Origin of the sequence: Pseudonocardia kongjuensis (assembly GCF_039526905.1) — a bacterium.
GTDB classification, from domain to species: domain Bacteria; phylum Actinomycetota; class Actinomycetes; order Mycobacteriales; family Pseudonocardiaceae; genus Pseudonocardia; species Pseudonocardia kongjuensis.
The window spans coordinates 1-12390 of record NZ_BAAAJK010000029.1 but is presented as its reverse complement, the minus strand read 5'-3'; the positions used below and the strand labels follow the sequence as shown (position 1 = coordinate 12390).

At 75.1% G+C, this 12390-nt stretch carries 11 protein-coding genes and 1 tRNA gene; 4 read left to right on the top strand and 8 right to left on the bottom strand.

Annotated elements, in window-relative coordinates:
- Positions 1-150: 150 nt before the first annotated feature.
- Both ABD160_RS22575 and dctA read right to left on the bottom strand, forming a co-directional pair.
- A complete protein-coding gene (locus ABD160_RS22575) occupies positions 151-1716 on the bottom strand; it encodes a GntR family transcriptional regulator (RefSeq protein ID WP_344025697.1) in 1566 nt (521 codons plus the stop codon).
- 200 nt (positions 1717-1916) lie between these two features.
- A complete protein-coding gene (gene dctA / locus ABD160_RS22570) occupies positions 1917-3413 on the bottom strand; it encodes a C4-dicarboxylate transporter DctA (RefSeq protein ID WP_344025695.1) in 1497 nt (498 codons plus the stop codon).
- A 129-nt stretch (positions 3414-3542) separates the two neighbouring features.
- Here dctA and ABD160_RS22565 point away from each other — a divergent pair, with 129 nt between their 5' ends.
- Complete coding sequence (locus ABD160_RS22565) at positions 3543-4481, top strand: TAXI family TRAP transporter solute-binding subunit (RefSeq protein ID WP_344025693.1); 939 nt, start codon at positions 3543-3545, stop codon at positions 4479-4481.
- Between the two features lie 7 nt (positions 4482-4488).
- Here ABD160_RS22565 and ABD160_RS22560 read toward each other — a convergent pair whose 3' ends face one another.
- From ABD160_RS22560 to ABD160_RS22550, 3 genes are read right to left on the bottom strand one after another with little or no spacing between them, the layout of a single operon-like run.
- A complete protein-coding gene (locus ABD160_RS22560; RefSeq protein WP_344025691.1) occupies positions 4489-5871 on the bottom strand; it encodes a sensor histidine kinase in 1383 nt (460 codons plus the stop codon).
- A complete protein-coding gene (locus ABD160_RS22555) occupies positions 5868-6548 on the bottom strand; it encodes a response regulator transcription factor (protein ID WP_344025689.1) in 681 nt (226 codons plus the stop codon). The genes ABD160_RS22560 and ABD160_RS22555 overlap by 4 nt, the downstream gene beginning before the upstream one ends.
- Positions 6549-6594: 46 nt before the next feature.
- Entirely contained in the window at positions 6595-7494 is a 900-nt protein-coding gene (locus ABD160_RS22550) for a LysR family transcriptional regulator (protein ID WP_344025688.1), read from the bottom strand.
- Between the two features lie 91 nt (positions 7495-7585).
- Here ABD160_RS22550 and ABD160_RS22545 point away from each other — a divergent pair, with 91 nt between their 5' ends.
- Complete coding sequence (locus ABD160_RS22545) at positions 7586-8134, top strand: anthrone oxygenase family protein (RefSeq protein ID WP_344025686.1); 549 nt, start codon at positions 7586-7588, stop codon at positions 8132-8134.
- 153 nt (positions 8135-8287) lie between these two features.
- Entirely contained in the window at positions 8288-8494 is a 207-nt protein-coding gene (locus ABD160_RS22540; protein ID WP_344025684.1) for a response regulator transcription factor, read from the top strand.
- A 66-nt stretch (positions 8495-8560) separates the two neighbouring features.
- On the opposite strand, the gene ABD160_RS22535 is transcribed toward ABD160_RS22540, so the two are convergent.
- Both ABD160_RS22535 and ABD160_RS22530 read right to left on the bottom strand, forming a co-directional pair.
- Positions 8561-9316: a DUF899 family protein gene (locus ABD160_RS22535; RefSeq protein ID WP_344025682.1), complete on the bottom strand. Its 756-nt coding sequence runs from the start codon at positions 9314-9316 to the stop codon at positions 8561-8563.
- Between the two features lie 762 nt (positions 9317-10078).
- A tRNA-Arg gene (locus ABD160_RS22530) sits at positions 10079-10152 on the bottom strand.
- A gap of 184 nt (positions 10153-10336) precedes the next feature.
- On the opposite strand from ABD160_RS22530, the gene ABD160_RS22525 reads away from it, so the two are divergent.
- The gene (locus ABD160_RS22525; protein WP_344025680.1) at positions 10337-11140 is read left to right on the top strand and encodes a PP2C family protein-serine/threonine phosphatase; all 804 of its coding nucleotides are present in this window, start codon (positions 10337-10339) and stop codon (positions 11138-11140) included.
- A 127-nt stretch (positions 11141-11267) separates the two neighbouring features.
- On the opposite strand, the gene ABD160_RS22520 is transcribed toward ABD160_RS22525, so the two are convergent.
- A complete protein-coding gene (locus tag ABD160_RS22520; protein WP_344025678.1) occupies positions 11268-11897 on the bottom strand; it encodes a methyltransferase domain-containing protein in 630 nt (209 codons plus the stop codon).
- Between the last annotated feature and the right edge of the window lie 493 nt (positions 11898-12390).

Here is a 12390-nt window from a genome sequence, read left to right as displayed (position 1 = left end):
CCGCGGCGGTCGGGCCGGCCGACCGCGCCGGGCCCCGGCCCACGGGCGGGCCGGGCTGAGCCGTGCCACCCCGGCCGGTGCGCGGGCCGGGCCGACCGTGCCGCCCCGGCCGGCGCTTGGGCCGGGCCGCCCCGGCCGCCTGCGGTGTCGTCAGGCGCAGACGGCGGCCGGGGATGCGTGGCCGAGCAGCGTCCGGGTCGCCAGGCAGCTCTGCGCGGCGCTGCGGTAGGCGTGGCTGAACTCCCGGGGCCGCCCGTCGGCGTCGATCAGCAGCCGCTCGCAGAGCAGCAGCACCGCGCCGGGTGCGACACGCAGCCGGCGGGCCGCGGCCTCGTCGGCGCACACCGCGTGCAGGTTGGTGAGGATCCGGCCGGGCGGGCGCCCGTAGGTGCGCCGGAACGCGGAGCTGAACTCGTGGCGGGTGCCCACCACCAGCGGGCGCGGGTCCGCGCTGGGTTCGGTGTAGCGCAGGTACAGCGAGGACGGCCGGCCGTCCCGGTGCACCAGGAACTCGTCCAGCGCGACGGTGTCACCGGCCGTCGGCAGCATCCGGCTGAGGAACGGCGCGACCGGGATGGTGACCGAGGTGAGGTGCCGGTAGCCGTGCCGGCCGGCCTCGCTCTCCCGGAACGGGACGCCGGAGTTGAGCCGGTAGGCGGTGACCGGGCGGACGACGGTGTGCCCGTTGCGGCGGACCAGCGTGCCCTCGGCGTGCAGCTGCGCGAGCACCTGCTGCATGGTCGAGCGGGCGGCGCCGTAGGTGCGGGCCAGGTCGGCCTCCACCGGCCGGGAGCCGGCCGGGAGGATCCCCTCCCGGATCGCGGCCCGCAGCTCCATGTGCAGGTCGGCGTGCGAGCTCCGGAGCAACGTCGGGGCCGCCGCCGGGCCGGGCGGCGTCGGCTGTGCCGCGGGGAACGGTGCGGCGAGCGGGTCGTCGTCGAGCTCGGCCCCGCTGGTCGTGGTGGACAGCACGACGCGGGCCGCCGGGTAGTGCGTGATGCTGAACTCGCGCGGCCTGCCGTCGGCGCTCCACAGCACCCGGGACTTGACGATCAGCGGCGCGCCCGGGGAGGTGCGCAGCTGGGTGGCGGTGCGGTCGTCGGCGGCGCGGCCCTCGACCCAGGTGTCGATCCGGGCCAGCGGGCTCCGGTAGGTCCGCTCGAAGGTCTGCTCGAACCGCCCGTCGTCGCTGCGCGGGACGAGCGGCCGGTCCCGTCCCTCGTCGAGGGTGTACCGGGTGTAGAGCAGGATCGGGTTGCCGACGTGCAGGTCGAGCACCTCGCAGGCGTGCACCCGGCTCGCCGTGGTGCGCAGGTGGTGCCGGGTGACCGGGGACGACGCGATGTAGCGCTTGTCGGTGATCACCACCTGGCGCTCCGGGTCGGTCCCGATGTTCCAGGCGACGCCGTTGTCGATCGGGATGTCGATCATCCCGGAGGTGACGACGGTCCCGGCCCGGGGCGACCGCGACACCACCCCCTCCGCCGCCAGCAGCCGCAGTGCGCTGCGCATCGCGTTGCGGCTCACCGAGAACCGGACGCCCAGCTCGGTCTCGTCGAGCCGGTCGTTCACCCCGATCTCGCCGATCCGCAGGCTGGTGACCAGCGCGCCGTGGGCGCCGAGCGCGGAGGCGACGCGCACCCGCTGGGGCCGGGCGGCACGCGCTCGGGCCGCGAGCCGGACGTCGTCGCGGTGGGGTCGGCCGGGGTGGGTCATCGGCACCCTCTCGTCCTGTTTCACCGGTTCGTGTGATCCAGAGGGTGCGGATCCGCTGTTGCGGGCGGGTTGCCGCGGGTCGACGTTCCTGACACACATCGGTGCCGGTCCACCGGCCGGGCCGGCGGATCGGGTCGCGACGGCCGACGGCCCGCCCCGGGCGGTGCTCGGGACGGGCCGTCGTGGCGGTCGTGCGGGGGTCAGCGCCCCGGGCCGGACTCCAGGTCCCGGCCGGCCTGCACCTCGCCCTCGCCGGTGTTCACGGTGGCGACGGCGGCCTTGCGCTCGGACGCCTCGGCCGAGGCGTCCAGGGCGGTGGGCGCGCCCGGGCCGTGGCCCTGGGCCTCGGCCTTCATCAGCTCGTCGACGTCGACCTGGCCCGGGTCGTTGAGGACGTCCTCGAGCCGCTCCCGGTCCAGCTCCCCGGTCCAGCGGGCGATCACCAGGGTGCCGATGCCGTTGCCGGTGAGGTTGGTCAGCGCGCGGCCCTCGGACATGAAGCGGTCGATGCCGACGATCAGCGCGAGGCCGACCAGCGGGATGATGTGGTCGAACGCGGCGATCGAGGCCGCGAGGGTGACCAGCCCGGCGCCGGAGACGCCCGCGGCGCCGTTCGACGAGATCAGCATGAACAGCAGCAGGCCGATCTGGGTGGAGATCGGCACGTCGACGCCGAACGCCTGGGCGATGAACATCGCGCCCATCGTCATGTAGATGGCGGTGCCGTCGAGGTTGAACGAGTAGCCGGTCGGGATGGTCAGGCCGACGACGTGCTTCGGCGTTCCGGCCGCCTCCAGCTTCGTCATCATCCGCGGCAGCACCGTCTCCGACGACGACGTGCCGAGCACGATCAGCAGCTCGTCCTTGATGTAGCGGATGTACTTCAGGATCGAGAAGCCGGCGAGCCGGCAGATCGGGCCGAGGCAGAAGAAGATGAACAGCAGGCAGGTCAGCCAGAAGGTGACCATGAACTGCGCCAGGCTGCCCAGGATCGCGCTGCCGTGCTCGCCGATGGTGTAGGCGATGCCGCCGAACGCGCCGATCGGCGCGACCCACATGACCAGCTTGATGACGCCGAACATGACCTTGGCGAACGAGTCGAGCGCGTAGACGACGCTCTTGCCGCGCTCACCGAGCATGGTGATCGCGACGCCGACCAGGATCGCCAGCAGCAGCACCTGCAGCAGCTGCCCGTCGACGAACGCCGACGCGAACGAGGTCGGCACCAGGTTGAGGATGAAGTCGGTGAAGCCGCCGCCCGCGGCGCCGCCCGCGGACTCGATGGTGTCGTTCGCGGCCGAGCCGTCGAACGTCTCCCGGTTGTAGCCCAGGCCGGCGCCCGGCGCGATCAGGTTGATCGTGATCAGGCCCAGGCCGAGCGCGACGACCGTGGTGGCGTTGAAGTAGATGACCGTCCGCAGGGCCAGGCCGCCGACCTTGGCCAGGTTGCCCAGGCCGGCGATGCCGACGACCACGGTCGCGAAGATGACCGGGGCGATGACCACCTTCACCAGGTTGATGAACAGGGTGGCCAGCCACTGCATCTGCGCGCCGACCTCGGGCAGCAGCAGCCCGACGAGGATTCCGGCACTGATGCCGATCAGCACCCAGAAGTACAGGTGCTTCCAGATGGGTGTCCGCTTCCGCTGCGACCGGTCGACCGTCGGTGGTCCCGGGTCCGCCGTGGGACTGCTCATGGTTCGCTCCCTCGCGTCACGATGCTGCAGGGAGGCTCCCGGCCGGCGGCCCGGTCTTCCACTCCGTGGACGGTTTCTTGGGATTGGCTTGACGTACCGGTCATATCGGGTGCGCCGTACCCTTCGGACATGACCGGGCTGTCGCGTCGCGCGCTGCTGCGCACCTCCGGCGCCCTCGCCGGACTGGCGCTCGGCGGCGGTCTGGTCACCGGCTGCGCCCCGGCGCCGCCGCGGCCGCCGGAGCCGTTCCGGCTGGCCACCGGCCCGGAGGGGGCGGTCTACCGGGAGATCGGTCTCGCACTGGCCGGGGTACTCGACCGGGCGTGGGGCCGGCCCGTCGTCGAGCTCGTCTACACCGACGCGGCGCCGGAGAACATGGCGATGCTGACCGGCGGCCGGGTCGAGATGGCGTTCGTCAACGTCGACGTCGCCGCGGCGCACGCCGGGCAGGTGATGGCGCTCGCCCGGGTGTTCGACTCGGTGATGCACGTGCTCGTCCCGTCCGGCAGCACCGCGCGCGACCTGCGCGACCTCGACGGCGCGACGCTCGCCGCCGGGATGCCGCTGTCCGGGACCCGGTACCTGGCCCGCCGGCTGCTGGACCAGGCCGGCAGCGACGCCGACCTGCGCAGCTACTCGCAGGCCGACTCGGTGCGCGCGTTCCGCTCCGGCGAGGTCGACGCGGTGCTCAGCCTCACCGGGATGCCCACCCCGGCGGTCACCGAGCTGGCCCGCGACGGCGCGGTGCGGCTGCTCGACCTGACCGCCCAGGTCGAGCCGCTGGTCCGGGCCCATCCGCTGGAGTACGTGCCGGTGGTGGTCCCGGCGACGATGTACCCGCCGATGGAGTCGGCGCCGGCGCTGGCCGTGCCGACCCTGCTCGCGGTGCAGCCCTCGATGGACGAGCAGCTCGCGAACTGGCTGACCGGGGTGCTGTTCGCGCACGCCGCCGAGCTGTCCCGGGTGCGCGGCGAGGCGAGCCAGATCAACCCGCGCACCGGCGCGGCGACCACCCCGGTCGCGCTGCACCCGGGTGCCCGGCGCTGGTTCCGGGAACGCAAGCCCTGACCGGCGCTCAGGTCGCGGGCGGCACCCGGACGACGGCGGTCAGCCCGCCGCCGGGCGTCCCGGTCAGCTCCAGCGACCCGCCCGCGTCGCCGAGCACCTGGGCGACGATGGCCAGCCCGAGCCCGGTGCCGGGGACGTTCTGGTCGTGCGGGCTGCGCCAGAAGCGCTCCGTCGCGCGCCGCCTGCCCTCCTCGTCCAGCCCGCGGCCGTCGTCGACGACGTCGATCCGGTAGCCGGCCCCGTCCGGGCGGCCGCGCACCGTGACGGTGCTGCCGCGGGAGAGCCGGACGGCGTTCGCCACCAGCTCGTCGACGGCCGCGGCGAGCCCGCCGGTCGGCTCCCGCACCCGGGTCGCGGTGCCGGTCAGGTCCTCGGCGAACTCCATCCCGGCCTCCTCGGCGGCCGCCCGCCAGGCCGCGGCGCGGTGTCCCAGCGCCGTCCCGACCGGCCCGGACGACGCGGCGGGCCGGTCGGCGACCGCGGTGGCGGCGAGCATGCTGGACAGCACGGTGCTCATCCGGTCGAGATCGTCGACGGCGTCGGAGTAGGCGACCCGCGCGTCGTCGTCGGCGGCCAGGTGCGGTTCCAGGTTCTCCACCGACAGCCGGACCGAGGCGATCGGGTTGCGCAGCTGGTGGGCGGCGTCGGCGACGAACCGCTGCTGACGTTCGATGGTGCGGCGCACCGCGTCGACCATGTCGTTGAAGCCGGCGGTGAGGTTGCGCAGCTCCGGCGGCCCGGAGTCGGGTGCGGCGCGGGCGTCCAGCCGGCCGGCGCGGACCGCGGCCGCGCTGCGTTCCAGGTCCGCGACCGGCCGCAGGATCCATCGGGTCATCGGCCCGACCAGCCACACCGCCAGCGTCGCGACCAGCGCGAACAGCCCGCCCAGCAGCGCCCAGTCGCCGAGGATCTCGGCGCGCACCGAGTCCGTCGGGACGGCGAGCACCAGCGCGGCGACGACCTGGGAGTCCCGGCCGACCGGCGTCACGATCAGCTCGGGCTCGATCCGCCACGGCCACACGGTGCGTTCCACCGGCGGCAGCTGCCCGGCCAGCACGCCGGTCAGCCGGTCCGTCGCGGCCGCGGGCGGCGGCGAGCCGTCGGTGGCGTGCAGCACCTGCTGCTCGCGGTCGAGGAACCACATCGGGGTGTCGTAGAGGTCGGCGTACTCGTCGAGCTCGGCGCGCAGCCGCACCAGGTCGGCCTGGAGCGCGGTCCCGCCGGTCAGCGCGGTGAGGGCCAGTACCGAGAACCGGCTCGCGTCGCTGAGCCGGTCGGCGACCAGCGTGGCGGTGTGCCGTTCGGCGACGGTCCCGGCGGTCGGCACCAGCACGCCCAGCATCAGCAGGACGAGCAGTGGCGCGATCGCCACGACCAGCCGGCGTCTCACGGGCCGACCTGGTATCCGACGCCGCGCAGGGTGCGGATGGTGACCCGGCCCCCGAGCTTGCCGCGCAGCGTGGCCATGTGCGTGTCCAGGGTCCGCGAGCTGGACTCGGTCGGGGCCTCCCACACCTGGTCGATCACGAACCCGCGCTCCACCGGCTGCCCGGCCCGCTCGAACAGCAGCGCCAGCACCGCGGACTCGATCGCGGTGAGCGAGGCCGACCAGCCGTCGGCGGCGTCCCGCACGGTCCGGGCGGTCACGTCGAGCTCGAGCGTGCCCCAGCGGTGCACGACGGCGGCCGGCGCGACGGCCTGCCGCAGCGCCCGGGTCCGCCTGCTCACCGCCTCGATCCGGGCGAGCAGCTCGGCCAGGCTGAACGGCTTGACGACGTAGTCGTCGGCGCCCGCGCGCAGCCCGACCACCCGCTCCGCCTCGCTGTCCTGCGCGGTGACCACGAGCACCCCGCAGGCCGGTTGCTCGCGCAGCCTGCGCACCACCGCGCTGCCGTGCCCGTCGGGCAGGCCCATGTCGACCAGCGCGAGATCGGGCACCTGCTCGTCGATCAGGCCGAGCGCCTCGGTGACGTCGGCGGCACGCACGACGCGGTAGCCCGCACGGAGCAGGGCGCGCACCAGCCCACGTGCCACCCGGTCGTCGTCCTCGACCACCAGAATCCGCACGGTTGCAGGGTAGAGAGCGGGGGGTCGGGAGGCACAGCGGGTGATCTCAGCCGGTGCCGGACACGGCGCCGGCGACCCGGTCGAAGTCACGGATCGTGGCGGTCTCCGCGCCCCGGAGCCAGAACAGCCGCCGCTGGTAGGGCGGGGCGTCGCGGATCGGCACGTAGATCACGTCGGGACGGACGTAGTGGCTGGTGAACTGGGCGGACACCGGGTAGGTGCCGATACCGGCGCCGATCAGCGCGAGCATCTCCTGGGTGGTGTCGAACACCGGGCCGCGCTCGACCGGCCTGCCGTCGGCGGTGTGGCTCGGGACGAGCTCGTCGTCCCAGTAGGCGGGGATGGTGGGCGGCGTGCGCAGCACGGTGGTGCGCGCGAGATCGGCGAACGACACCGACGCCCGGCGGGCGAACCGGTGCCGGGCGGGCACCGCCAGCAGCTGCCCCTCCTCGGTCAGCACCCGGCCGGCCCGCAGCAGTGCCTGCTCCGCGCCGCGGGCGGGCACCGTGGCGAGTGCGAGATCGACCTCGCCGCCGCGCAGCAGCGCGAACCCCTGTCCGAACTGGATCTCCCGGAGCCCGACGTCGACGCCGGGATGCCCGGCCCGGAACGCCTCGGCCACGTCGAGCACGAACCGGCCCGAGGCGGCTCCGATGAACCCGACCCGCAGCGTCGACCGGGCCGCGCCGGCGGTCGCCCTGGCCAGCGCGACCGCGTCCAGGATCTGCCGGTGGGCCGGCCGGAGGTCCTCGGCCAGCCGGGTGCCGAGCGGGGTGAGCCGCACCCGGCGGCTGGTGCGCTCGAACAGCGCACCGCCGATCCGCCGCTCGAGTGTCCGGATCGTCCGGCTGACCCGTGAGGTGGACACCCGCAGCGACTCCGCGGCCCGCCCGAAGTGCAGCTCGTCGGCGACCGCCAGGAAGACCTCGATGTCCCGCTGTTCCACCGGCACGCGCCCCCGTTCGTGAACCCTGGAGCCGTCGATCGTTGCGCACTCGGTGGTTGTTCGGCACCGGCGCGCCGCCGAGGGTGGTCGGGTGACCGAGCTGAACCGGCTGCGGCCGGGCGACCTCCGGCCGGCCCCGGTGGTCCTGCTGCCGGTGGCCGCACTGGCCACCGGGCTGCTGGCCGGGGTGTACCTGGACTGGGCCCACACGGTGATGCCCGCACTGCGGACGACCGGCGACCGCACCTTCGTCGCGGCCCAGCACGCGCTGGACGCCGCGATCCTCACCCCGCTGTTCCTGCTGCTGTTCCTGGGTGCGCCGGCGGCGACCGGCGCCGCGGCGGTGCTCGCCCGCAGCCGGCCCGGCCGGCGGCTGCCGGCGTTGGTCCTGGTGGCGTTCGGCCTGCACCTGGCCGCGTTCCTCATCACGGTCGCCGTCCACGAACCGCTCAACCTGGTCGTCCGGGCCGGCGGCGCACCGGGGCAGGCGACCGATCCGGCGGTCCTGCGGGCCGCCTTCGACGAGGCCCGGTGGGCCGGCTGGCACGTCGTCCGCACCGTCCTGACGGTCACCGCGTTCGGCTGCCTGCTCCGGGCGCTCGTGGTCGCCGGGAGGTCGCCCGGCGGGTCCCGCCGATGACGGCCGCGACGTCGTTCGTCGGGCGGTCCGCCGAGCCGGCCGCGCTGCGCGCCGCCACCCGCTCCGGGGAGCCGGCCGACCCGAACGGGTGCGGCCGGTCCCGCCGCTGGGCCGCGCGGCCCCCGGCGCCGCCCGGCGACCGGCTGGGACGGGTTGACCCGGGCGGAGCGCGAGGTCGTCGCGCTGGTCGCCGACGGGCTGACGAACCCGCAGATCGGGGTGCGGCTGTTCATGAGCCGGTCCACGGTGAAGACCCACCTGGCCCACGTGTTCGCGAAGCTGGCGGTCACCAGCCGCGCCGAGCTCGCCGCCGCAGCCGTCCGCCGGTCCGGTTCCGGCCGGGTCGCGTCCGGGGGGTGAGCGGCCGGCCCGGTCGTCCCGCCCGGTTCGCGCCGCCCGGCGCTCGCGCAGCGCGCCCGCCGGACCTCACCGGGTCAGGTCGTCCGGGTGGCCGGCGTCGAGCCGGGCCCACTGGACGATCGGCCGGCCGTCGCGTCGCCAGCCGTCGGAGTTCTCCCCGTCGCCCCACGGCCGCGGCCAGCCGTCCGGCGAGTCCTCCCAGAGCTCCTGACGCCCGAACACCGTCATGTCCAGCAGCCCGTGGGTGGGTGTCATGACCTCCACCCCGCCGCCGGTGTAGTACGTCTCGAACACCCGCCCGCCGTCGCGGACGTAACAGACCAGGTGGTGGCGCTGCCAGTCGCGACCCTCCAGGAGCTGCGGGGCCGTCCGCTCGACCGAGTACCACGGCATGTCCAGCCCCAGGAAGTCCCGGTACCGGATGCTCTCCGGGTACGGCCCCTTGCAGAAGGTGGCGTAGGTGACGTCGCGGGAGTGGAGGTAGGAGAGCTCGCGGACCTGGCTGTTGAAGAACGTGCAGCCCTCGCACTGCTCCGTCGCGGTCCGGCCCGGCCACCAGGCGTGGAAGTAGGCGACGAGCTGCCTGCGCCCGTCGAAGACGTCGAGCAGCGTGACCGGCCCGCCCGGCCCGACGACCTCGATGCCCGCGTCGACCTCGACCATCGGCAGCCGCCTGCGGGCCGCGGCGATCGCGTCGCCCTCGTGGGTGTGCGCCTTCTCCCGGGCGAGCAGCGCGTCGCGGGCCGCCCGCCAGGTCGCCCGGTCGACCACCGGGGGGAGGCCCGCACCGGGTGCCGGGTCGTTCTGCTCGTGGTCGGTCATCGTCGTCGCCTCCGTGTGCTCGTGGCGGGATGTCCGGGACGGTCCCGACCTCGTGAGCCCTGTCGTGAGCCCTCTCGTGAGCCCGGCCGTGTTCCCGGCCGTGGTCGTGGTCGATCCCGCCGGACCTGCCCCGCGCCCGCGCCCGTGTCCGTCCGTCTGTCCGCCCGCCCGTCCGTCCGTCCGTCCGTCGGGACATCGTCGGTACGGGTGCCGGGCCGAGCATCGGCCATCCGGCCGATGGACCGGCCGCTGCTGCGGTGGGGTCCGGACCGGAGGAGGTCTGCGCCGGCGGGCCGCGCCCGCGGTCGGACCGGTGCGAGCCGTGCCGGCCGCCGGGCTCGTGGTGAGGCGGGTAGCGGGTGTCGGTGGCGGGTGTGTCGGTGGTGGGTGTCGGTGGTGGGTGTCGGTGGTGGGTGGCGCGGCCGCCGGCTGCGCTGCCAGCGGCCTGCGCCGGTGCGAGCCGGGCCGGCCGCCGGGCCCGCGGCGACCGCTGTGTCGACGGCGGTCCCGACCGCGGTGTCGTTCTTCCCGGTCGGGCCGCTACCGGGCGTGGTCGGGGCCCGTGCCGGCCGTCGCGCCGACGGCGGGGGTGGTGGTCCCGGTGCTCGTACCCGGCCCACGGCCGGCCGGCCGCACCGGCGGTGACGTGGGCGTTGCCCGGTGCCTGCGCGGGCACCTCCCCGGCCGGGGCCGAGGCCGGGGACCGGTGAGCGGGCCGGGCGGGTGGCGGACCGCGGGGACCGGCGGGATTCGGTCCGTGGGTGCCCCCGGCAGGACTCGAACCTGCGACCACGGCATTAGAAGGGCCATGCTCTATCCACCTGAGCTACGGAGGCTGCGCGCACCGTCACCAGCGGCGCGGCGCGCGGCCCCAACCGTAGCGACACGGGCAAGCGATCACCCATCCGACGTCGCCCCGCGGGCCGCCGCGGGCCGCGTTCCGCCATCCGTACGGTTGAAGCAGGCGCGAACAGGGCCTCGCCTGCGACGCTGACGGACGGTCACGTCCATACTGTCCCCATGGTTCTGGGACTGCGATCCGCGATCGGGTCGGATGTAGGTCGCCGCCGGACGTCGAACCAGGACTCCGGCGCGACGACCGGCCGGCTCCTGATCGTGGCCGACGGGATGGGCGGTCACGCCCACGGCGAGATCGCGAGCGCGATGACGGTGTCGGCGTTCACCGAGCTGGACGCACGGTTGCCCCAGGACCTCGGCGACCTCGACCTGGCAGCCGAGATGACGGCCGCCCTGGTCGACGCGACCGACCGGCTGTCCCGGCGGGCGGGGGAGGACCCGGACACCCGCGGGATGGGGACGACGGTGGTGTCGCTGCTGCTGACCGGCGACCAGCTCGCGCTGGCGCACATCGGCGACTCGCGCATCTACCGGCTCCGCGACGGCGGGCTGGCCCAGCTGACCCACGACCACACGATGGTCCAGCAGCTCGTCGACCAGGGGCAGATCACCGCCGAGGAGGCCGCCCACCATCCGCGCCGCTCGGTGCTGATGCGGGCGCTGAGCACCGACCACGCCCCGGAGCCCGATCTCGACCGGATCGACATCGTCGAGGGCGACCGGTTCCTGCTCTGCTCGGACGGCGTGACCGCCGTGCTCGACGACGCCGCGCTCCTGAGCGAGCTCGCCGCCGACGCGGACCCGGCGGAGATCGTGCAGCGGCTGATCGACCTCGCGAACGAGGGCGGCGGGCCGGACAACATCACCGCGATCGTCGCCGACGTCGTCGAGCTGCCGGAGGCCGCGGACCGGACGCAGGAGGTCACCGTCGCGGGTGCGGCCGCGGAGATCACCACCCCGAACTGACACCCGCGCGGGCGACCGGCGGAGATGGGCAGCGCCGGCCGTCAGCGGGAGCGCCCGGCCGTACCGCGCGTGGGGCCGTGTCGTCGGGCCGCACCGTGGGGCCGCACCCGGCACCCGATGCGGGCCCTCACCGGCGGGCGACGATCCGCCGCAGCCGGACCCGGTGCGCCGCGTACCGGTGTGCGACCAACCCGGCCCGCGCCGACGCCGGCAGCTCGGGCGGATAGACGCCCGCGGCGCACAGATCGGCCACCGCCACCGGCCGGTCCTCGGCCGCCCCGTCGAGGGTGAAGTCCAGCCGGTCGTCGGCGAGCACGGCGAAATCCGCCGACGACGCCAGCCACTCCGGGTGCTCGACGGCCGAGCGGTGCCGCCAGGACGCCCGCACCGCGCGGCGCAGCTCGCCGCCGCGCCAGCCGAACGACGCAGGCGCCGGCAGCAGGACCGAGAGCAGGCCGTGCGGCGCGAGGACCCGCCGGAGCTCGGCGAAGAGCCCGCTCATGTCGTGCAGCAGGGGCAGGAGCAGCGGGACCGCGATCCGGTCCACCGAGCGGGTCCGCAGCGGCAGGGCGAGCGGACGGGCCCGGACGACACCGAACGCGCCGTCGCCCGCCTCGAGCGCGATCCCGTCCTGGACGAGCGTGGCCCGCACCCGACTGGTCGCCCCCGGGGACCGGCACCACTGGGCGGCCGTCGGACCGTTGCCGGCGCGCAGCCGGTGCAGGACGGGATCGAGGACGTCTCCGGCGGTCGGCACGCGGGCAGTCTCGCGCAGCGCCGGGCCGGTTGGTGTCCGGCACGGCGAGCGGCGCCGTACCGCCGGTGATCGTGGTGTGCCCCAGGCGGTACCCGCCGGGTGCGGCCGGGGGGCGGGCGCCGACCGTTCGTCGGCCGCCCGGCCCGCGCCGGACGGTCGGAAAAAAATTCTCGACGACGGACGGGCGCCGGAGCGCAGGACGAACGACGTCCCCATCGGACTTCGCGACCATCGCTCGTCGCCTGCCCTTGCGCGATCGGTGCTGGTCAATCAGGATGCAGGGAGAGCCGGACGGGGTGACCGTTCGTCGCACGGCCGGCTCGGGTCCACCTGGTGGCCCTGCGCCCTCTCCGGAGGGTTTGCGCAGGTCAGCGGGTGTTTGGGACCCCGGTTTGACGCGCCCGGACACCGTGGCGTAACTTAGTTCCTGTCAGCGAGTGAGCCGGACAGAACGGGCCGCAGAGCCCGGTCAACAGGCCCCGTTGGCCAGATG

Excerpts from the sequence above, each read along its gene's own strand:
- dctA (WP_344025695.1), bottom strand. The coding sequence starts at position 3,413 with ATGAGCAGTCCCACGGCGGACCCGGGACCACCGACGGTCGACCGGTCG.
- ABD160_RS22525 (WP_344025680.1), top strand. The coding sequence starts at position 10,337 with ATGGTTCTGGGACTGCGATCCGCGATCGGGTCGGATGTAGGTCGCCGC.
- ABD160_RS22535 (WP_344025682.1), bottom strand. The coding sequence starts at position 9,316 with ATGACCGACCACGAGCAGAACGACCCGGCACCCGGTGCGGGCCTCCCC.
- ABD160_RS22575 (WP_344025697.1), bottom strand. The coding sequence starts at position 1,716 with ATGACCCACCCCGGCCGACCCCACCGCGACGACGTCCGGCTCGCGGCC.
- ABD160_RS22565 (WP_344025693.1), top strand. The coding sequence starts at position 3,543 with ATGACCGGGCTGTCGCGTCGCGCGCTGCTGCGCACCTCCGGCGCCCTC.